We start from the raw sequence: 20,619 nt of genomic DNA on the forward strand, positions 1-20,619 counted from the left end.
TACCGTGCCCTGGGCATAAATACCGGGTTTGATTCACTGACGGATCAGGTCAATCTTGCTGCGAATATTAATCAGCTGCTGGATGCCATGGCCCTTGCAGACGCGCTGCCAAAAACCATCCTGTATAACCTCAACCCCAGCTACAACGATATTGTCGCGACGACGATCGCCAATTTTCAGAGTGCAGAACTGGGAGTGAAATCACCGATGCAATTCGGCTCCGGCTGGTGGTTTAACGACACCCGTCGCGGGATGGAAAACCAGCTCAACAGCCTGGCAGATCAGGGGCTGTTAATGAATTTTGTCGGCATGCTGACCGACTCCCGCAGCCTGGTCTCCTATACCCGCCACGATTATTTTCGCCGCATTCTATGCAATATGATCGGCGGTTGGGTGGAGCGGGGAGAAGTCCCTGATAATAACGATATTCTCACGCGGATGATTAAAAATATTTGCCACGACAACGCTAAGAATTATTTCAAATTTTAAATTCACTTCATCAAGTGGGGATGAAATATGTCTCGTGCGGCTAAAAAAATTACCATTCCGGTTAGTATCGGCTACGGACTAACGGATATTATGGGTGGCGGTGCATTTACCGTGATCGGCGCCTGGCTGTTATTTTTCTATACGACATTCGTTGGGCTATCGCCGGTTGAGGCAGCCTCCATTGTCGCCATCGCGCGTATTGTCGATGCCATTGTCAGTCTGTTTATGGGAAGTTTCACCGATCATTTTTACAAAAATTATTTTGGTAAAAAATTTGGTCGTCGACGCTTCTTTTTGCTGATCGGCGCGCCGTTAATGCTGGTCTATGCGTTACTGTGGCTTGATGGCATGACCTACGGTTTTTATCTCGCGGTCTATCTGGCGTTTGAAATTATCGCCGCGATGGTATTGATCCCTTGGGAAACGCTGCCATCGGAAATGACAAAAGACTTTAACCAGCGCACCAAGCTTTCTACCTGTCGCATGTTCCTTTCTGCGTCCGGTACCTTCCTGGCGACGTTCATTCCGGGGCTGCTGATTGGCTATTTTGGGGAAAACAGCGCCCATGCTTATCTGATTAACGGCGTTATTTTTGCCGTCCTGTTTATGGTGTGCGTCTTTATCTCGTGGAAGGTGACCTGGGAACGCGAGTTAACCCCGGAGATGCTGGCCGAGCTTGAAACAAGCACGGCGCCCCGAACGCTGACGCAAAAGCTGGCTGCCTTTGGTCGCCTCTTTAAAGAATATGGTTCAACGCTGAAAATCCGGGCCTTCAGAAAACACCTTGCCATCTACCTGCTGTCGTTTACCGGGAAAGATGTCTACAACACCGTGTTTGTCTTCTTCTGTGTTTACTGCCTGAATGTCTCTTCGTCGCTTGCCGGCACACTGCTGTCGATGAGTATCGTCGGCCTGCCTGTCACGCTGATTGCGGGAGTGGGGATCATTAAATTCGGGCCGTCGAAGCTGTATGTGTTTGCCTACTCGCTGATGATGCTCTGCCTGGGCGGCTTTTTCGCTGTGTATCAAATTCCGGCACTTAATACCGTCGCGACGCTGGTTGTTCTGGCTGGGTTATATCAGGTCGGTCGCTGTGTGCTGGAGTTTACGCCGTGGAACGTTTTCCCGTTCATCCCCGATATTGACGAGATGGTTAGTCGCCAGCGTCGCGAGGGGTTGTTCGCGGCGGTGATGACCTTCTCCCGCAAAACGACCGTGGCCATCGCCACCTTTATTGTGGGGCTGCTATTACAGAATGGCGGCTTTGTGAAGGGCAGCCAGACACAGCCGGAGGAGGCCATTCATACCATCGCAATGCTGATGTTCATCGGGACTGCGGGCTTACTCATCCTGGCGTTGTGGCAGGCATTAACGTTCCATCTGAACAAGCGTACGCACAAGATCTTCGTGGATGAACTGGACCGCCTGAAAGCAAACGGTTCTCCCCAGCTGGTGTCCGCCGAAGCACGCCGTGTGGTGGAAGATTTGACGGGGTATTCCTACGACAGGCTGTGCCGTGAGCCTGCTGGCCGTTCAGGCGCAGAACCGGCGCGTAATCTTGTGTGACGTTGGTATATATCTTTTTGAAAGATGTCACACAACTTAATTTTGATATCACACCAGTTAGCGCAAAGTTAATGTAAATCAATGTTCCGCTGAACATAACCCGTATGGTGGTGGGCAAGGCACCAGGGGGTTACTGCCATTCTGGCTGGTGTAGTCAACATGCGCGGCCGCGCGCCAACGTGCGGTCGCAGAACTCAGCTTCCTTAATTAAACGAGTCTCAACCATGGAAAACCGATTATTACAGGCGAAAGCGACGCTGCCTCAGTACGATCGCGGCAGCCTCCAGGCACGCATTGTTCATTTAGGGTTTGGCGCGTTCCACCGTGCACACCAGGCGGTGTACGCCGATATTCTGGCCGCTGAACACGGCAGCGACTGGGGTTACACAGAAGTGAACCTGATTGGTGGCGAACAGCAGATTGCCGATCTGAACGCGCAGGATAACCTCTATACCGTGGCCGAAATGTCGGCGGACGCGTGGACATCACGGGTCGTCGGTGTGGTCAAAAATGCGCTGCACGCGCAGGTTGACGGGCTGGAGGCCGTACTGGCGGCGATGTGTGAGCCGCAGGTGGCGATTGTGTCGCTCACCATCACCGAAAAAGGCTACTGCCACTCACCGGCCACGGGCAAACTGATGCTCGATCACCCATTGATTGCGGCCGACCTGCAAAACCCGCATCAGCCCAAATCTGCGCCGGGTGTAGTGGTTGAAGCGCTGGCGCGACGCAAAGCGGCGGGGCTGCCTGCCTTTAGCGTTATGTCCTGTGACAACATGCCGGAGAACGGCCACGTTATGCGCAATGTCACCTGCGCCTATGCCCGCGCGGTCGTCGCGGAGCTGGCCGCGTGGATTGAGGCCAACGTCACCTTCCCGTCAACCATGGTGGATCGTATTGTGCCTGCGGTGACGCCGGAAACGCTGGATAAAATCGAGCAGCTGACCGGCGTACGCGATCCGGCGGGCGTGGCCTGCGAGCCGTTCCGTCAGTGGGTGATTGAAGATAACTTTGTCGCCGGACGTCCGCAGTGGGAAAAGGCGGGGGCGGAGCTGGTGGCCGACGTTATTCCGTTTGAAGAGATGAAGCTGCGGATGCTCAACGGCAGCCATTCTTTCCTGGCGTACCTTGGCTATCTGGCGGGTTATCAGCACATTAACGACTGTATGGAAGATGAACACTACCGTCGTGCCGCCCACGCGCTGATGCTGAAAGAGCAGGCGCCGACGCTGAAAGTAAAAGGGGTTGATTTAGGCCACTATGCCGATCTGCTGATAGCTCGCTACAGCAACCCGGCCCTGCGCCACCGGACCTGGCAAATCGCGATGGACGGCAGCCAGAAACTTCCGCAGCGTATGCTCGATTCCGTGCGCTGGCATCTGGTGCATCAGAAACCTTTCCCACTGCTGGCGCTGGGTGTGGCGGGCTGGATGCGCTATGTCGGCGGGGTGGATGAACAGGGGAACGCCATCGACGTGAGCGATCCTCAGCTGGCGGTGATTCAGGCCGCGGTCAACGGGAGCGCGGAAGGGGAAAGTCGGGTGAAAGCCCTGCTGGGCATTGAAGCCATCTTCGGTAAGGAACTGCCGCACGACACGTGCTTTGTGGAGGCGGTCATGACGGCGTATCAGACCCTTCTGCAAAAGGGCGCGAAAGCCACAGTTGCGCAGTACGCGGCACAGCTGTAATTCAGTCATGCCGCCGTTCGCGGCGGCATGATGTCGCACCGGTTAGTGCATACCCAGGCGAATCAGTTCAATCGGTTCGAACTTACCTTCACATCCTTCCACTTCCACCGTTTTGCTGCGACGTACCTGCGCGGCATCCAGTCCCTCGCTGTGGATCGCTTTAATTACCCCGGTATGCCCGGTGCCGTTAATCATTACGCGGCTGCCGGTGGTAATTGCATTACGGTTACGGTCGTAAGTCATCATGGTATTTTCTCCTCGCTAACACATCCGTTACGGCGCTATTTCAGGTTGTGCCGTCCACGGGGCACTATAAATACGCCTCTCTGGACATCTTTTTTTTGTTTTTGATCAAACTCACACTTTTTTCTTCATTTCGGCAGGGCGATGACGGTTCACGACGGTAATTTACAAAGCGGACAGTTATTTTCTTTAATTGATAATTTCAACGGGTGAGCGTTTAAGTCTGGTTTATATTCCTGATGGCACTCTGGATGCAGTAAATAACGTTTCCTGGAAATAAGGAGTCAGGCTTATGTATAAGAAAATCTTGATGCCTGTTGATGTGTTTGAAATGAATTTAAGCGATAAAGCGGTGCGGCACGCGGCCAACCTGGCGAAGGCTGAAGGTGCATCGATAACCCTGGTCAACATTCTGCCCAACAGCAGCCGCTCGTTACTTCGCGGATTCAATGCAGATATCAGGAAGTTTGAAGAGTATATGACCGCGGAATCCAGCAAAAAGATGAAGGAGTTAACGCGTCTCTTCGATCTCTCCCCGGAGGACATTCATTGTGAGGTGCGTTTCGGCAACGTGCGCGATGAAATTATCAGGATGAGCAAAGAAGGGGAATATGACGTGATTGTTATCGGTTCAAAAAACCCGACTATCACCACGCATCTGCTGGGTTCAAATGCGGAATCTATCCTGCGCTACGCCACTATTCCGGTCCTGGTTGTACGCTAATCTCTCCGCCGCGCCGAAAGGGTGCGGCGAATTTAATCTTCGCTAAACCACTCGCTGTTTTCCTGCCGAATAAGCTGCACGGATTCGCTGATCTCCTGCAGATGGACGGTCATCGCTTTTTCCACACCGTCAGGGTCGCGTTTTTCCAGCGCGCTGAAAATATCATAATGCTGTCGAAGCAACATTTCCGGTGGCGAGACGTGGTCAAGACTCATATAACGCACACGGTCGATCGTGGCTTTAATGTTTTCAATGGTATCCCAGGCCAGCTGACAATCGGCAATTTGCGCCAGCTTCTGGTGAAACTCATCATCGAGCTGAAAGAAGTCGTTAAGCTGTTTGCGGTCGATGGCAATACGCTGCTGATGCAGGTTTTGCTCCAGCCAGTAACACTGGTTGTCATTCATCAGCGTGGCCGCACGCCGGGCCACCGCGCACTCAATGGCCTGACGGACAAAACAGCCGTTACGGACCTGAGAAAGCGATATTTTATTCACATAGCTGCCGCGCTGCGGGCGGATCTGAATCAGGCCGTTTTCAGCAAGCTTGATAAACGCCTCACGTACGGGCTGACGGGAAACGTCAAAACGCACGGATACCTCTTTTTCTGAAAGCGGGGTACCAGGCGGGATCAGGCAATGCACAATATCACGTCGTAATATGCGATAGATTTGCTGGTTAACGGGCTGGGTGGGATTGAGTTGCGATTCAGCGGCCATGAGTTGTCATTTCTCAGAGAGTTAGCCTGAACATACTACCATTCTTTTATACCCTGATACAGACCCGGCCCGCAGGCCGGGAAGGGCAGAGTCAGCCTCGATGGACGTTAAGTCCGGCAAAGCTCTGGCTGACAGGCATCATCTCTACGGTGTTAATATTGACGTGGTTTGGCAACGTCGCGACCCACCAGACCGCTTCAGTGACATCTTCCGGCGTCAGCGCGTTGGCATTTTCGTAGGTTTTATCTGCTTTCGCGTCATCGCCTTTGAAACGCACGTTGGAGAACTCGGTACCGCCCACCAGGCCCGGCTCGATATCCGTGACGCGAATGGCGGTGCCGTGCAGATCGGTACGCAGGTTCAGGCTGAACTGACGCACGAACGCTTTTGTCGCACCATAGACGTTGCCGCCCGCATACGGCCAGCTTCCGGCGGTCGAGCCGATATTGATAATGTGGCCGCGATTGCGCTCCACCATGCCTGGCAGTACGGCGCGGGTCATATACACCAGCCCTTTGTTGTTGGTGTCGATCATGTTTTCCCAGTCTTCCACGCTGGCTTTGTGCGCGGGCTCCATACCCAGCGCCAGACCGGCGTTGTTGACCAGTACGTCAATGGCACGCCACTGCGCGGGAAGGTTGGCAATCATCTCTTCAATGGCGGCGCGGTTGCGCACATCAAGCTGCGCGGTCAGGATATTGTCACCCAACTCTTCTTTCAGCTCCTGCAGACGCTCCTGACGGCGGCCGGTGGCAATCACCTTGTGGCCGTTGGCGACGAAGCGACGCGTGATGCATTCACCAAAACCTGCCGTTGCCCCGGTAACTAAAATAATCATCTCACTGTTCCTCAACGCTTTTTGTGTTGTACTAACATAGCACGCCCTGAGAGGGTGCGTTAAGGCATCATTTGTATGACCGCATTGCGGTCAATGGCGGCCTGGCCTACTCTGGGAAAGTTAACCGTTATCAGGAGTAAAAGATGTCAACCCGTAACCCTTTTTTTGACATTAGCCTGCTGCCTTATCAGGCCCCGCGTTTTGATGAAATCAACGACAGCCACTATCGCCCGGCATTTGATGAGGCCATACGCCAGAAGCGGGCAGATATTGACGCCATCGTCGCGCAAACGGCAGCACCCGATTTCGATAATACGGTACTGGCGCTGGAGAAAAGCGGTGCCATGCTCGCGCGCGTCAGCAGTATTTTCTTTGCCATGACGTCGGCGCACACCAATGCCCGCCTTCAGGAGCTGGAAGAACAGCTCTCAACCGAGCTGGCCGCGCTGGCCAATGATATCTGGCTCAACGACACGTTGTTTTCCCGCGTGGAGAGCGTCTGGCAGGATCGTGAGGCGCTGGATGCTGAGTCCCGCCGACTGGTTGAAGTGACGCACCAGCGCTTCGTGCTGGCCGGGGCGCGACTGAACGACGCTGAAAAAGCTGAACTGAAAGACCTGAACACACAAGTCGCCTCACTGATCAGCCAGTTCAACCAGCGACTGCTGGCCGCAGATAAGGCGGGCGGGCTGGTGGTGGATTATGTTCACCAGCTCGAGGGGTTAAGCGCAGAGGAGATCGCCACGGCTGCTCAGGCCGCCGCCGATAAAGGGCTGAAAGATCGCTGGCTAATCCCCCTCCTGAACACCACCCAACAACCTGCGCTTTCACTGCTTCGCAATCGACAGACCCGTGAAAACCTGTTCAACGCAGGCTGGCTGCGTACGCAGAAAGGCGATGAAAATGATACCCGCGAATTGATCCTTCGTCTCACGGCATTGCGTGCGCGCCAGGCGCAGCTTTTGGGCTTTGACGACTTTGCGAGCTGGAGCATTGCCGACCAGATGGCAAAAACGCCGGAGGCCGCACTGACCTTTATGCGTGGAATTGTCCCTGCGGCGCGCACCCGTGCGGTGCAGGAACAGGCCGATATCCAGAAAGTCATTGATGATGAGCAGGGCGGCTTCACCGTGCAGGCCTGGGACTGGGCCTTTTATGCCGAGCGTGTGCGTCAGGCGAAATATGCCCTGGATGAGTCGCAAATTAAGCCGTATTTTGCGCTCAATAACGTACTGCATGATGGCGTATTCTGGACGGCCAGCCAGCTGTTTGGCATCCGCTTCGTCGAGCGCTTCGATATTCCGGTGTATCACCCGGACGTCCGCGTGTGGGAAATTTTCGACCACACCGGAGAAGGCATGGCGCTGTTCTACGGCGATTTCTTCGCCCGCGATTCGAAACAGGGCGGAGCGTGGATGGGGAATTTCGTCGAGCAATCATATGAATTTGCCTCCCGTCCAGTTATCTACAACGTGTGTAACTATCAAAAACCCAGCCACGGAGGCGCCGCGCTGCTCTCCTGGGATGATGTAATAACCCTGTTCCACGAATTTGGTCATACGCTGCACGGCCTGTTTGCCAGTCAGCGCTACGCCACGCTGTCCGGGACCAATACCCCGCGTGATTTTGTTGAGTTCCCGTCGCAAATCAATGAGCACTGGGCCAGCCACCCGCAGGTATTTACCCACTATGCCCGCCATTACGAGACCGGCGAACCGATGCCGGGCGCGCTGCGAGATAGCATGCTCAACGCAACCCATTTCAACAAAGGCTATGACATGACGGAAACGCTCAGCGCCGCGCTGCTGGACATGAACTGGCACGGCATTCGTGAGGCCGTTTCGAGCGTAGAGGAATTTGAAAAAGCAGCGTTGGAAAAAGAGGGGCTGGATCTGCCCGCCGTACCGCCACGTTATCGCAGCAGCTACTTCGCGCATATCTTCGGCGGCGGCTATGCGGCAGGTTATTACGCCTACCTGTGGACGCAGATGCTGGCGGATGATGGCTATCAGTGGTTTGTCGAGCAGGGCGGTTTAACCCGCGAGAATGGACAAAAATTCCGTGAGGCGATTCTGTCGCGCGGGAACAGCACGGATTTAGCTGAACTGTACCGAACCTGGCGCGGGCACGCTCCGAAGATTGAGCCGATGCTGGAGAATCGCGGGCTGAGCGAGTAGCGTCAATTTTGGCTTAAACAGGACCGGGCGGAAGCCCGGTTTTTTTGTCCAGTTTCTCTTCTCTAAAACGCCTCTAATTTTGCTCCGCACTGGCGAAGCAGTTAAAGCTAAGGGTTTCGTCTGGTATGCAACAAATTTCCAATAACATGCACAAGTAGATTTTGTCGTATGGTCAAACTCTGGTAGGATTAATCTTAATTTTTTACTGATGGAACAGGAACATGAAGAAAATTGTTGGTGTGTTATTACTTTCTTGCTTACTCGTCGGGTGCGATAAACCCAAAATTGATTCTTCAACTGATGCTGCAATGAAATCCTCGATAGCCAAAGTCAGAGATTCACTTCCGGAAAATAAACGGGAGGAATTCGATAACGCCTTAAAGGTTGTGGCATTCAGTAACATCAATATGGCTGACCTGATGCGTTCCACTTCAAATAATGATAACGAAGAGATAAGCAAAAAGATGCGCGAAAGCCTGTCTGGTAAGACGGGTGAAGAAATAATCTCTTACGCACAGCAAGTCACTGCTGAGAGAGAGATGAAGTTAAAAGAAAAGATGACTCAGGAAATCAAAGCGCTGGAAGAGAAAAAAGCTGACGCTGACGTGGCTAAAAAAGAGTTGATGAAAATCCAGGTTTTATCATCCAGATTTACCATGGAGCCTGAGCAAGACGGTAAGCCACAACCCGTAATTAGACTGGTTGTTAAAAATAATACTGATACCGTTATCTCCAGAGCGTACCTGCACGGAGTGATGGCAAGCGAGGGATACTCAGTACCATGGCTGGTAAGTAATTTTTTCTATGATATTCCTGAGGGGCTTAAGCCAAATGAAGAAGCCACATGGGCTATTGCCCCCCCTAAGAATTCTGAATGGGGTGTACTTTATGCCCCAAAAGACGCTGTTTTGACTGTGACACTCGTAAGAGTGGACGGTACTGATAATCAGATGTTGTATGATGCAACAATTTTCACTGAGGAAGATAACAGCAGGCTTGAAGAGTTGAAGAAAAAAATCTCTGATCTTTAAAGACTAACCGACCCGCCAACCGGCGGGTTTTTTATGCGTTGAGGAAAGGTGGCGTTGCAAACGGCGCATCGGTGTGGGCATCGGCTTCGCTGATAACTATGACTTTATGTTTCCGAGGGGCATAAAATCGTTTTAAACAGCCTAATTAAAGATATCTATTTTTTTTGACTTGAACACAAACACAATATTCATCAGTTTCGCTAACCCCTTATTAAACATTCTTATTATTGCAAAAACGAGTAAAATAAAGAATGACGCGCGGGATTTAACGGGTTATAAACTTTACCTCTCTTAACACTTTTGTAACGTCATTGAGGTAAACCCGTGAAGCAGGTTGGCATTGTTGGTTGGCGCGGTATGGTTGGGTCAGTATTGCTGCAACGCATGGTCGAAGAAAATGATTTTAATGATATTGCAGCCAGTTTTTTTAGTACGTCTTCTGTTGGGGCACCTGGGCCTGTCATTAATGGTGTCCGTTCGGTACTTAAAGATGCGTATTCACTGGATGCGCTGGCGGAAATGGATATCATCATTACCTGCCAGGGCGGTGAATATACAAAATCGATGTATCAGTCATTAATTGATCATGGTTGGGAAGGTTACTGGATCGATGCCGCATCAACGCTGCGAATGGACGAAAGAGCCTGTATCATCCTGGATCCTGTGAACCGTGTAAATATCGATGATTCCATCAAAAAGGGCGGTAAACTTTTTGTAGGCGGAAACTGTTCAATCACCTTAAGCCTGATGGGGCTCGCCGGTTTGATCAAGGCCGATCTCATTGAATGGATGAGCGTGATGACCTATCAGTCGGCGTCGGGTGCGGGTGCAAAGCATGTTCGCGAGTTGATCGCCCAAAGTGCATTTGTCACCCGAAATTTAACCCCCGATGAGCTGGAAAACGCAGGCTCGGTGCTTCCTCTGGTCAATAAAGTCAGCGAACTGATTAACAGCAGTGACTTGCCTGTTGAGAATTTTGGCGCGCCGCTGATGGGGAGCATCATTCCCTGGATTGATAGCGACCTGGGGGATGGCAATAGCCGCGAAGAGTGGAAGGGAGAAGCAGAAACAAATAAAATCCTTGGCCTGAAAAAAGGCACCATCCCGGTTAATGGTCTGTGCATTCGTGTTGGTGTAATCAGGTGCCATAGTGCGGCCATTACAATGAAACTCAAACGCGAAGTGGATGAAGCTGAATTTGCTAAAAGGGTAAGCGACGCTCACCCTTGGGTAAAATACGTCCCTAATAATAAAGAAGCCAGCGTCAGCCAGCTTACTCCCACACATATTAGCGGCACGCTTAAGGTTGGCGTAGGGCGTTATAAAAAAATGGCGCTAAATAATGAACCTGTTTATTCGGTATTGACCGTGGGGGATCAACTATTATGGGGGGCAGCGGAACCATTACGCCGCATGCTTAATATTTTGCTTAACAGAATATAATGGGTTTAGACCTGTTGTTCATTATTAGCTGAAAACAGAACCGGGCGGACAGTCCGGTTTTTTATGCGCGTTAATGCGGAATAATTTGATCTGAGTTAAAAAAATAAACAATGTTTTGCTTAAGGAGGCTTCGCTATAAAAATTTGTGTTTTTTTGCCGATAACTGTGGATAGCACAAAAATGACGTAATAGCAGTTAAGAAGGCGAAGAATGACCATACCTCAGAAGACCCCTGGCTTTACGGATAGCGAGCATTCTAAAGGACTGATAAATAAAACGTTTACCTATATTGTTACCTTGTTGATAGGTATTTTTATTGCAGCGATAGTGTCATTGCTGATCATTAAAAACAATGTTAATAAAATCAGCGATAAACATGACGAGTTTTTGTTAAGGCAAGCATTAGACGCCCGCCAGGAAAACATGCGCAGCCATTTGAAAGACAATGCTGAGTGGGGAGGTGCTTACAAACATCTTCATCAAAAAACTGACCTGAACTGGGCATGGGATAAGCAGAATCTGGGCAAGTCTCTGTATGATAACTTTGGCTACGAAGGCGTGTTTGTGCTGTCCCCGGAGGAAACCACCCGTTACAGCGTGCTTGACGGGAAACTGAAGCACGAAGAGCTGGAACGCTGGTTAGATCAATCCACCATAGACCATTTACTCAGTGAGACGGGCAGTAAAAATGGACTGCCGGTCTCCATGCTCACGCTTATCCATTCCGTCCCCGCCATAGTTTCTGCGGCATGGATAACGACGGGAGATGATACCAGCGTGCAGCCGTTGCCCGGTAAGCCATCAACCATGTTGTTTATCGACACCTTAACGGCTAAGAAACTGGTTGCGATTGGGCACGATGCAGGGATCGAAAACGTCCGCGCGGTCTCTTCTGACGCCCTTGCTGAAACAGACAGTCTGACAGCATTAACGTTACGTACCCAGAATGGCCCAGTCCACATTATCTGGGACACAGAAAACCCTGGCCAGGCATTGATCATTTATTTTTTACCCTTGCTCATTCTGTCTGTCCTTCTGACCCTCGCGCTGACGGCGATCCTGATGCGTCATATTTTGCACAAGGCAAAAATTCATGACGAAAATATCTTTCTCCTTGAGCAGGCTCGGTTAAATCTGATTACCAGTGAAAAACGCTTCAGGGATGTCAGTGAAACCACCAGTGACTGGTTCTGGGAAACGGATTTATCGTTAACGATCACCTGGCTATCAGGGCGTTTTACGACTGTCACGGGCTATGACGAGAGTCAGTGGCTGGGACGCAAGCTGGATGCGCTTTTTCCTTCGACAAACGGTTTATTAAATACGTGCGTCAGGCGGCGTGAGTTATCGGGGCGCTTTGAATTTAAGAACTGCCCGTACACTAACGCTCAACGGTCAACTTCGTACTGCACTCTTCTGGCAAAATTCTCTGCTCAGCCTGATGGCACGGTGGTTTTACGGGGGGCAGCATCGGATGTTTCTCTGGAAGTGGAAGCCACCAAACGCGTTGAATTCCTGTCACGCCATGACGAATTAACGGGCCTTCCCAACCGGTACCATATTAAGGAGTTCCTCACAGGACAGTTGGCTAAAGAGGATATCCACAATTCCCCCTTTGCCATGATTTGCCTTGATTTGGACAAGTTTAAACCGGTGAATGATATTTTCGGCCACTCAACGGGCGATGCCCTGCTTGGCGAGGTTGCCTTACGGCTTAAACAATGTGTTCGTCGCGGTGATTTTGTCGCACGACAGGGCGGGGACGAATTTATGCTGCTTCTCGACAACACCCGACACCTGGACCACATAGAAGAGGTGTGTCATCGCATCGTGCAAGAACTCAACCGCCCGTTCATCATTGATGGCAATGATGTGACCATCGGCGTCAGCATGGGCATTGCTCTGGCTCCCCAGGACAGTACCAGTGCAAACGACCTTTTACGCTATGCTGATATTGCGCTTTATCAGGCTAAACAATCCGGTCGAAACCGATGGGTCTATTATCGTCAGGATATGTCGGAAAAGCTGACCGAGCGCAGAAAGCTGGAATTAGCGCTGAAGACCGCAATTCGGGAAGACCAGCTCTATCTGGTTTATCAGCCGCGTTATAACCTCAGACATTCACGCATCGACGCCGTAGAAGCCCTGGTTCGCTGGCAGCATCCTGAACGCGGAAACATGATGCCCGATCAGTTTATTCCACTCGCTGAAGAAACGGGGCTCATCATCAACCTCAGCAACTGGGTCATTCGTAAGGCCTGTACAGAGACGCATGAAAAACTGCCAGGGCTTTCGGTTTCAGTCAATATTTCAGCCATTGAATTCCAGGCAAGCGATCTCGCCGAAAGAATAAAAGCTATTCTTGATGAAACCGGGCTTGAGCCTACCCGGCTGGAAATAGAGGTGACTGAAAATGTCACGCTCTCTAATCCAGAGAAAACGTTGCAGACCATGATGGCCCTGAAAAAAATGGGGGTGCGTATTCTGATTGATGATTTCGGTACCGGCTATGCCTCTCTGAGCTATCTGCGGAAGTTCCAGTTTGATGGCTTAAAGCTCGATAAAAGCTTTATTTTTTCTTTAGGGGATTCGACACAGAACCAGTCGGTGGTCGAGAAGATCATCGATCTGGGTAAAGCCTATTCCATGGAGGTCACCGCAGAAGGTGTCGAAACCGTAGAACAATTGTCGTTCCTGAAGAAAAATAAGTGTGACGAAGTCCAGGGATATTTACTCGGCAAACCGGCGGCGATTGCAGATTTAAATCTAAAAACCAACCACGTAATCTATTAAGGGTACATGCTGCTTGCCTGGGCCTGCTGATCCGGTAGGACGGGTAAGCGCAGCGTTACCCGGCGTGCCTGTAATCAAATCGCGTAGTTTTCGCTCTGACGTCTGGCTGATAAACTCGGCTCAACGTTTTGATTTCCCGGCGAACTTGAGATTCAGGCCGCCGCTAACCGAGCCAGCCATCCCGACAAAAGGCAGGAAGTATGTCTCTTCGTTCACTGCGGGCGTTGTGCCTGACGAGTTTTTTTATCGCTGACGTCCGTGACGGTCTCGGTCCTTTTCTCGGTATCTTCCTGACGCAGCGGCACTGGACGCCGGATGACATCGGTTTGCTGATGACCGCCGGAGGTCTGGCAGGACTTCTGGCCACGCTGCCGGCGGGGTTCATCACCGACACCACCAAAAACAAACGTTCCGTTCTGGCGCTGCTCTGTTTGCTGATCACCCTGAGTACGCTGCTGCTCTGGTTTAGCCAGCAGAGTGGCGTTGTCGCGCTCTCGCAAATTGTCACCGGGATCTGCGCGGCGTTCGTGGGGCCGCTTATCACCGGGATCACTCTGGGGCTGACGGGGCAGAGCGGGTTTAGCGCGCAGATGGGCAAAAATGAGGCGTTCAATCACGGTGGGAATTTCCTCACGGCACTGATCGCCGGGGGCATTGCGTGGTACTGGGGCATTGGGGGCATCTTCCTGCTGATGACCTGTACAACGCTGTTAACGCTCTGTTCGCTGCTGACGATACGCAATAAGGATATCGACAACGAGGCGGCGCGCGGCCTGAACGTGTCAGAACATCAGCCGGTGCCGGGTTTCGCCGTACTGATGAAAAACAGAGCCCTGTTCGTGACCGGGCTGACGCTGCTGCTGTTCCATCTGGCGAATGCGGCCCTGTTGCCGATGCTCAGCATGCGGGTCGCTGCCGCACCGGCCAGCGTTAATCCCGGCGTGTTTGCTGCGGCGACGGTGATTATTTCGCAGGCGGTGATGATCCCGGTGGCTATCCTGGCCTCCAGGCGAATCGAACGCGATGGGTACTGGCGTTTAATTATGCTGGCGCTGTTAATCATGCCGGTACGCGCGGCGCTGGCTGCGTCTACCGATGCACCGTTTATGATGATCCCGGTACAAATTCTTGATGGTCTTGCCGCCGGGATCCTGGGCGTGGTGGTGCCGTCATTTATCGTGGTGCTTTTGCGTGGGAGCGGGCACGTTAATGCCGGGCAGAGCGTGGTCATGCTGATGCAGGGGGTTGGCGCATCGATGAGCCCTGCCTTAACCGGGACGATCGCCGGACACTACTCTTTTGCGACGGCCTTCAGTGTGCTGAGCGCTATTGCCCTGGCGGCGGTCCTGCTCTGGTGGCGCTTCCCGAACCGGACCTGGCAGACCGATAACGCCCCGGACGGGGCGTAGCGTATGTGCCGGGCGCAACCGCCACCCGGCATGTCAGGCTTAGACTATCTCGTTAGGACACGCTTCGCCGTTTTCCAGCTGCTGTAAATTCCCCAGCGTGGTTTCGGAAATGCTGATCAGCGCCTCAGCGGTCAGGAACGCCTGGTGTCCGGTAAACAGTACGTTATGGCAGGCTGACAGGCGACGGAACACGTCGTCCTGAATGACGTCGTTAGACTTGTCTTCAAAGAACAGATCGCGTTCGTTCTCATACACGTCCATCCCCAGCGCGCCAATTTTCTGGGTTTTCAGCGCTTCAATCGCCGCCTGAGAGTCAATCAGCCCGCCGCGGCTGGTGTTGATGATCATCACGCCGTCTTTCATCTGCTCAAACGCGGTCTGATTTAACAGGTGGTAGTTTTCCGGTGTGAGCGGGCAGTGCAGGGAGATCACGTCAGACTGGGAGAACAGGGTCGGGAGATCGACATATTCCACGCCCAGCTCCAGCGCGGCGGCGCTTGGATACGGGTCAAACGCCAGCAGGCGCATACCAAAGCCTTTCAGAATGCGCAGGGCGGCCACGCCGATTTTACCGGTACCGATCACGCCTGCGGTTTTACCGTACATGGTAAAGCCGGTCAGTCCTTCCAGCGAGAAGTTCGCATCTCGGGTACGCTGATAAGCGCGGTGAATACGACGGTTCAGGGACATCATCATACCCACAGCATGTTCCGCGACCGCTTCCGGGGAGTAGGCCGGAACACGAACCACCTTCAGCCCCAGCTCTTTCGCCGCATCAAGATCGACGTTATTGAAGCCAGCGCAGCGCAGGGCGATATACTTTACGCCGTGCTTTTTCAGCTCTTCCAGTACCGGACGACTACCGTCATCGTTCACGAAGATGCAGACGCCTTCACAGCCGTGCGCCGTTTTAGCGGTTTTTTCGGTCAGCAGAAAGTCGAAAAATTCAAGATCGAACCCGTAAGCCTCGTTAACATGTTGCAGATACTTTTTGTCGTACTGCTTTGTGCTATATACCGCGAGTTTCATAAGACTTTCTCCAGTGATTTTACATCCACGTTAGCATGATTAAAATAATCTTACAATTTCTAAAATATTATTTAAATCAATAAGTTCTATCAATTATTTTAGAGCATCTATTCTTAAAACTGGCATTTACTTCAACTGATTGACTAAACATGCGACAATGATCGGCACTGTCGGCTTAATTCTCTCGCTAAATCAGGATATTAACTGCCCATGAAGGGTAAATACAAAGCCGCGATTGCGCTCTTATTGCTGTTGATTTTATTGCCGCTGACGCTGCTAATGACGCTCGCCCAGTGGGTACCGACCCTCGCCGGTATCTGGTTGCCTGTCGGTACACGTATCGCCTTTGAGGAAAGCCCCAAACTGACCCGTCACGCGCTGGTGATCCCCAATCTGCGCTATCTGGTTGAGGATTGCGAGATTGCCAGGGTTGAAAACGCCACGCTGTCGCACCCCAGCCGCTGGAATCTGGATATTGGTGCGCTTGAACTTAACACGGTGTGCCTCAGTAAAATTCCCCAGTCTGCCCCCTCAACCGTTGCGCCAAAAACCCTGGCACAATGGCAGTCGGTGCTGCCTAATACCTGGCTCACTATCCGCCGTCTTACCCTGTCTCCCTGGCAACAGTGGGAAGGGGAACTGCATGCCTCACTGACGCCTGCGGTACAGGCGGTGACCTACAACGGTGAGCAGGTCAGTTTCAAAGGGCAGTTACGCGGCCAGACTCTCTCGGTTAGTCAGCTTGATGTACAACTCCCCGGCCAGGTGCCGCCCGTAAAGCTGGTGGGTGAGTTTACCCTGCCGCTGGTGCCGGATGGCGTGCCGGTGAAAGGCCATGCGGTCGCGACTTTTAACGTGCCACAGCTCACCTCGCTGGTCGATGCCGATCTGGACTGGGAGGAGAATCAGGGGCAACTGCTGGTGATGGCGCGGGACAACCCCGATCCGCTGCTCGATTTACCGTGGCAGATCACGGCACAACAGCTGAATATCAGCGACGGACGCTGGAACTGGAACCTGTCCGGCATGCCGATGAGCGGCCGCGTGGGTCTCCGGGTGGATAACTGGCAGCAGGGGCTGGAAAAAGCCACCTTTACCGGACGCCTCAATGTTCTGACTCAGGGCGATGCCGGGAAGGGTAACGCTGTGCTGAATCTCGGGCCGGGCAGGCTCAGCCTGGAAAACAGCGACATGCCGCTTCACCTGAGCGGCGAGGCCAAACAGGACGATCTGGTGCTTTACGCCAGACTCCCGGCCAGACTGACCGGCAGCCTGAACGATCCGCAGCTTGCCTTTGAGCCGGGAGCGCTGCTGCGTTCGCGCGGGCGCATTATTGATTCACTGGATATCGACGAAATTCGCTGGCCGCTGGCGGGCGTGAAGCTCACGCAAAAGGGCGTGGATGGTCGTCTGCAGGCGATTCTGCGCGCCCATGAGAACGAGATGGGGGATTTTGAACTCCACCTGGACGGCCAGGCCAACGACTTTTTACCCGATAACGGCCTCTGGCAGTGGCGTTACTGGGGCAAAGGTGGCTTTACGCCAATGAACGCGCGCTGGGATGTGGCCGGAAAAGGCGAATGGCGCGACAAACTCATCGAGCTGACCGCGCTCTCAACCGGCTTTGACAAGCTGCAGTACGGCACCATGGAAGTCAGTAAACCGCGTCTGGTGCTGGATAAACCGGTACGCTGGGTTCGTGACCCTGTCACGCCGACATTTAGCGGTGCGCTGTCGCTCAATGCCGGAGAGACCCGTTTTGCGGGCGGCAGCGTGTTGCCCCCGTCGGTGCTGACCTTCAGCGTTGACGGAACAGACCCGACGATATTCCAGTTCAAAGGCGATCTGCATGCCGAGGCCATCGGCCCGGTGCAGGTCAACGGTCGCTGGGACGGGGAACGCCTTCGCGGTCAGGCCTGGTGGCCAAAACAATCCCTTACCGTGTTCCAGCCACTGATCCCGCCAGACTGGAAAATGACGCTGCGCGACGGTGAGCTTTATGCGCAGGTGGCCTTCTCTGCCGCTGCCGATCAGGGCTTTGAAGCTGGCGGCCACGGTGTACTGAAATCCGGTAGCGCCTGGATGCCAGACAACCAGATCAACGGTGTGGGTTTTGTGCTGCCGTTCCGTTTTAGCGAGGGCACCTGGTCGCTGGGTACGCGCGGCCCCGTTACGCTGCGTATTGGCGAAGTGGAAAACCTGGTGACCGCGCGCAACATCACCGCAGACCTGCAGGGTGACTATCCGTGGAGCGAGGAAAACCCGCTGCTGCTGACCAACGTCAAGGTGGAGACCCTCGGCGGGAAAATCACCATGCAGCAGCTCAGAATGCCGCAGCATGACCCGGCGCTGCTGCGCGTGGACAACATCTCCTCCAGCGAGCTGATCAGCGCCATTAATCCGAAGCAGTTTGCCCTGTCTGGCCCGGTAAGCGGGGCGCTACCGTTCTGGCTGGACAATGAAAAATGGATCATTAAAGATGGCTGGCTAACCAATCCGGGGCCGATGACGCTGCGTATTGATAAAGACACCGCTGATGCCATCGTCAACGATAATATGGTTGCAGGAGCAGCGATTAACTGGCTCCGCTATATGGAAATTTCACAGTCGTGGACAAGACTCAATTTAGATAATCTGGGTGAATTAACCATGCAGGCGACCCTCAAAGGCACCAGTCGGGTTGATGGCAAAAGCAGCTCCGTGAATCTTAACTACACCCATGACGAGAACGTCTTTACTCTCTGGCGTAGCCTGCGCTTTGGAGACAATCTACAAACCTGGTTTGAGCAACACGCGGCGCTACCTGGTATCCGCAGTTCGACTGGCAAGGAAAGTGAGGAACAACAATGAAAATGAGGGCTGGTGTACTCACCGTCGCCGTTGCCGCGCTCTTGACCGGCTGTACGCCGCGCATTGAAGTCGCTGCGCCGAAGGAGCCGATTACCATCAATATGAACGTCAAAATCGAACATGAGATCCACATTAAAGTCGATAAAGACGTTGAAACCCTGCTGAAATCGCGCAGCGATCTGTTCTGAGGACGCCATGAAACGATTAGCTCTGATGTTACTGGCGCTGGGCATGAACGTGCAGGCGGCAACCCTGACCTTAAACGAGGCCCGGGCGCAGGGGCGGGTCGGGGAAACCCTGAGTGGGTATCTTGCCCCGGTGAAACAAGACCCCGAAACGCTGGCGCTGGTGAGCCGCATCAACGCGGCGCGTACGGAAAGCTACCAGAAGCTGGCGGACAGCAATAACCTGCCGGTTGATGAAGTGGCGAAGATGGCCGGGCAAAAGCTGGTGGCCCGCGCGCAGCCGGGAGAATACGTGAAGGGCATTAACGGAAAATGGCTGAAGAAGTAATCAGCGAAAGCGCTTGCGGTACTCGCCCGGTGAGACGCCAAAACGCTGCTTAAACGCCGTTGAAAAATGGCTATGGTCGGCAAACCCCCAGCTATAGCCAATTCCCGCCAGCTTTTCCTCGTCGCTGGCGGAGCGCAACACCTGCGCACACAGATCCAGCCGACGATTTTTGATGTACTGCGCTACCACCAGCCCCTTATCGGCAAACATGCGGTACAGGCTGCGCACCGACATGCCGCTCTCTGCGGCAATCCATTCCGGACGCAGGGATTCCGACTGAATATGGTCATCAATCAGCGACAGAACGTTCCTGAACTGGCGCTCCTTACGCGGCTGCACCGCATCGCGCTGCTGAAACGCCGGGCGGAGCAGGCAGATCATCGCTTCCAGCGCGGCTTCGCTCTCCCGGTCACTCAGGTTGGCATTTCCCATGCTCTCCAGCAGCAGGCGATGGCTTAGCTGTACGGTTGGCAACGAGCGGGAGAGCGCGAGGGCGCAGCTTACCTCCTGAAAACGACACTGTTGCTCAATAATCTGACGGGGAACCAGCAGGGAAATCTGACGGGATTTTTGCTGCCAGTTGATGGAGCAGGGACGAGCGGCATCAAGAAGCGTAATGTCGCCGGCGTTCAGCACCGCGCGGCGATCGTCCTGCTCAATCTGCGCGCTGCCTTCAAGCTGGAACACGGTATAAAACCAGGCATCATTGCTCTGGGCGATCTCCTGACGGGAGCGGAACAAATTAACCCCGCCTGCGGTGACGGTACTTAACTTCAGGCTTCGGGCGTAGCTGGTTTCCAGCTCGCCGAAGAATTCCCCCTCTAAAGGACGCGCGTTAAAGCGCCCGCAGACATGGTTAATTTGCGCCAGCCACTGCTGATACCGTTCCTGTTCGCTTACACATGCCATCGTTTATCTCGCTGCGCCATCAATGTTTTCGCATTGTTGCATTTGTGTTGCGTTTTGTCAGAATCATGAGGCTGACTATAGGAAAGAACACTCACCGGTAACAGCGTTATAAGGCGGAATTATCACGAATTGCGGCACCTGTCACAGGTGGCAAAGCGAATGTCACACAGACAAAAGCGGGAATGCGAAAGGCCTCTT

Annotated in this window: 17 protein-coding genes; 12 read left to right on the plus strand and 5 right to left on the minus strand. The window is 53.2% G+C overall.

Going from position 1 to position 20,619, the window contains the following annotated elements; genetic code table 11:
* From M8370_RS19590 to M8370_RS19600, 3 genes are all read left to right on the plus strand, one after another.
* A partial coding sequence (locus M8370_RS19590; protein WP_250021620.1) for a glucuronate isomerase occupies positions 1-489 on the plus strand: 489 nt, incomplete at its 5' end.
* A 27-nt stretch (positions 490-516) separates the two neighbouring features.
* Entirely contained in the window at positions 517-2,055 is a 1,539-nt protein-coding gene (locus tag M8370_RS19595) for an MFS transporter (RefSeq protein ID WP_038419307.1), read from the plus strand.
* Positions 2,056-2,279: 224 nt separating this feature from the next.
* On the plus strand, positions 2,280-3,743 hold the full coding sequence (locus tag M8370_RS19600; RefSeq protein ID WP_250021621.1) for a mannitol dehydrogenase family protein: 1,464 nt from the start codon (positions 2,280-2,282) through the stop codon (positions 3,741-3,743).
* Between the two features lie 42 nt (positions 3,744-3,785).
* Here the strand turns inward: M8370_RS19600 and ydfZ are convergent, their stop codons facing one another.
* Complete coding sequence (gene ydfZ, locus M8370_RS19605; RefSeq protein WP_013096785.1) at positions 3,786-3,989, minus strand: putative selenium delivery protein YdfZ; 204 nt, start codon at positions 3,987-3,989, stop codon at positions 3,786-3,788.
* Positions 3,990-4,278: 289 nt separating this feature from the next.
* Here ydfZ and M8370_RS19610 point away from each other — a divergent pair, with 289 nt between their 5' ends.
* The gene (locus M8370_RS19610; RefSeq protein ID WP_038419309.1) at positions 4,279-4,710 is read left to right on the plus strand and encodes a universal stress protein; all 432 of its coding nucleotides are present in this window, start codon (positions 4,279-4,281) and stop codon (positions 4,708-4,710) included.
* Between the two features lie 32 nt (positions 4,711-4,742).
* On the opposite strand, the gene M8370_RS19615 is transcribed toward M8370_RS19610, so the two are convergent.
* A complete protein-coding gene (locus M8370_RS19615; protein WP_013096780.1) occupies positions 4,743-5,429 on the minus strand; it encodes a GntR family transcriptional regulator in 687 nt (228 codons plus the stop codon).
* Positions 5,430-5,520: 91 nt separating this feature from the next.
* On the minus strand, positions 5,521-6,267 hold the full coding sequence (gene ydfG / locus M8370_RS19620) for a bifunctional NADP-dependent 3-hydroxy acid dehydrogenase/3-hydroxypropionate dehydrogenase YdfG (protein WP_020688209.1): 747 nt from the start codon (positions 6,265-6,267) through the stop codon (positions 5,521-5,523).
* A gap of 143 nt (positions 6,268-6,410) precedes the next feature.
* Between ydfG and dcp the strand changes: the two genes are divergently transcribed.
* From dcp to M8370_RS19645, 5 genes are all read left to right on the plus strand, one after another.
* Positions 6,411-8,444 (plus strand): peptidyl-dipeptidase Dcp, encoded by a 2,034-nt coding sequence (dcp, locus tag M8370_RS19625; protein ID WP_250021622.1) that lies wholly within the window; start codon positions 6,411-6,413, stop codon positions 8,442-8,444.
* A gap of 221 nt (positions 8,445-8,665) precedes the next feature.
* Positions 8,666-9,475, plus strand: a complete 810-nt coding sequence (locus tag M8370_RS19630) for a DUF6694 family lipoprotein (protein WP_114518743.1) — start codon at positions 8,666-8,668, stop codon at positions 9,473-9,475.
* Positions 9,476-9,799: 324 nt separating this feature from the next.
* Positions 9,800-10,918, plus strand: coding sequence for an aspartate-semialdehyde dehydrogenase (asd, locus tag M8370_RS19635; RefSeq protein WP_250021623.1), 1,119 nt, complete (start codon positions 9,800-9,802; stop codon positions 10,916-10,918).
* Positions 10,919-11,128: 210 nt separating this feature from the next.
* Complete coding sequence (locus M8370_RS19640; RefSeq protein WP_250021624.1) at positions 11,129-13,711, plus strand: bifunctional diguanylate cyclase/phosphodiesterase; 2,583 nt, start codon at positions 11,129-11,131, stop codon at positions 13,709-13,711.
* Positions 13,712-13,911: 200 nt separating this feature from the next.
* Positions 13,912-15,120 carry an MFS transporter gene (locus M8370_RS19645; protein WP_155022156.1) on the plus strand — a complete coding sequence of 403 codons (1,209 nt, stop codon included), beginning with the start codon at positions 13,912-13,914 and terminating at the stop codon, positions 15,118-15,120.
* 39 nt (positions 15,121-15,159) lie between these two features.
* On the opposite strand, the gene M8370_RS19650 is transcribed toward M8370_RS19645, so the two are convergent.
* On the minus strand, positions 15,160-16,149 hold the full coding sequence (locus M8370_RS19650) for a 2-hydroxyacid dehydrogenase (RefSeq protein WP_013096773.1): 990 nt from the start codon (positions 16,147-16,149) through the stop codon (positions 15,160-15,162).
* Between the two features lie 210 nt (positions 16,150-16,359).
* Here M8370_RS19650 and M8370_RS19655 point away from each other — a divergent pair, with 210 nt between their 5' ends.
* The 3 genes from M8370_RS19655 to M8370_RS19665 are packed head-to-tail and all read left to right on the plus strand — an operon-like array spanning position 16,360 to position 19,512.
* A complete protein-coding gene (locus M8370_RS19655; protein WP_250021625.1) occupies positions 16,360-18,999 on the plus strand; it encodes a YdbH family protein in 2,640 nt (879 codons plus the stop codon).
* Positions 18,996-19,187, plus strand: a complete 192-nt coding sequence (locus M8370_RS19660; RefSeq protein ID WP_020688201.1) for a YnbE family lipoprotein — start codon at positions 18,996-18,998, stop codon at positions 19,185-19,187. Before M8370_RS19655 ends, M8370_RS19660 begins: the two co-directional genes overlap by 4 nt.
* 7 nt (positions 19,188-19,194) lie before the next feature.
* Positions 19,195-19,512: a YdbL family probable chaperone protein gene (locus tag M8370_RS19665; protein ID WP_028028066.1), complete on the plus strand. Its 318-nt coding sequence runs from the start codon at positions 19,195-19,197 to the stop codon at positions 19,510-19,512.
* Here M8370_RS19665 and feaR read toward each other — a convergent pair whose 3' ends face one another.
* Positions 19,513-20,421 (minus strand): transcriptional regulator FeaR, encoded by a 909-nt coding sequence (gene feaR, locus M8370_RS19670; protein WP_029882835.1) that lies wholly within the window; start codon positions 20,419-20,421, stop codon positions 19,513-19,515. It abuts the gene before it with no gap.
* Between the last annotated feature and the right edge of the window lie 198 nt (positions 20,422-20,619).

The sequence above is a fragment of the Enterobacter cloacae complex sp. OE43NF genome (assembly GCF_023544405.1).
GTDB classification, from domain to species: Bacteria; Pseudomonadota; Gammaproteobacteria; order Enterobacterales; family Enterobacteriaceae; genus Enterobacter; species Enterobacter cloacae.

Bases quoted from the DNA above. Each gene is read 5' to 3' on its own strand.
- M8370_RS19665 (WP_028028066.1), top strand. From the start codon at position 19,195: ATGAAACGATTAGCTCTGATGTTACTGGCGCTGGGCATGAACGTGCAG.
- M8370_RS19650 (WP_013096773.1), bottom strand. From the start codon at position 16,149: ATGAAACTCGCGGTATATAGCACAAAGCAGTACGACAAAAAGTATCTG.
- M8370_RS19655 (WP_250021625.1), top strand. From the start codon at position 16,360: ATGAAGGGTAAATACAAAGCCGCGATTGCGCTCTTATTGCTGTTGATT.
- M8370_RS19645 (WP_155022156.1), top strand. From the start codon at position 13,912: ATGTCTCTTCGTTCACTGCGGGCGTTGTGCCTGACGAGTTTTTTTATC.
- M8370_RS19640 (WP_250021624.1), top strand. From the start codon at position 11,129: ATGACCATACCTCAGAAGACCCCTGGCTTTACGGATAGCGAGCATTCT.
- M8370_RS19660 (WP_020688201.1), top strand. From the start codon at position 18,996: ATGAAAATGAGGGCTGGTGTACTCACCGTCGCCGTTGCCGCGCTCTTG.
- ydfZ (WP_013096785.1), bottom strand. From the start codon at position 3,989: ATGATGACTTACGACCGTAACCGTAATGCAATTACCACCGGCAGCCGC.
- M8370_RS19615 (WP_013096780.1), bottom strand. From the start codon at position 5,429: ATGGCCGCTGAATCGCAACTCAATCCCACCCAGCCCGTTAACCAGCAA.
- ydfG (WP_020688209.1), bottom strand. From the start codon at position 6,267: ATGATTATTTTAGTTACCGGGGCAACGGCAGGTTTTGGTGAATGCATC.
- M8370_RS19595 (WP_038419307.1), top strand. From the start codon at position 517: ATGTCTCGTGCGGCTAAAAAAATTACCATTCCGGTTAGTATCGGCTAC.
- feaR (WP_029882835.1), bottom strand. From the start codon at position 20,421: ATGGCATGTGTAAGCGAACAGGAACGGTATCAGCAGTGGCTGGCGCAA.
- M8370_RS19630 (WP_114518743.1), top strand. From the start codon at position 8,666: ATGAAGAAAATTGTTGGTGTGTTATTACTTTCTTGCTTACTCGTCGGG.
- dcp (WP_250021622.1), top strand. From the start codon at position 6,411: ATGTCAACCCGTAACCCTTTTTTTGACATTAGCCTGCTGCCTTATCAG.
- M8370_RS19600 (WP_250021621.1), top strand. From the start codon at position 2,280: ATGGAAAACCGATTATTACAGGCGAAAGCGACGCTGCCTCAGTACGAT.
- M8370_RS19610 (WP_038419309.1), top strand. From the start codon at position 4,279: ATGTATAAGAAAATCTTGATGCCTGTTGATGTGTTTGAAATGAATTTA.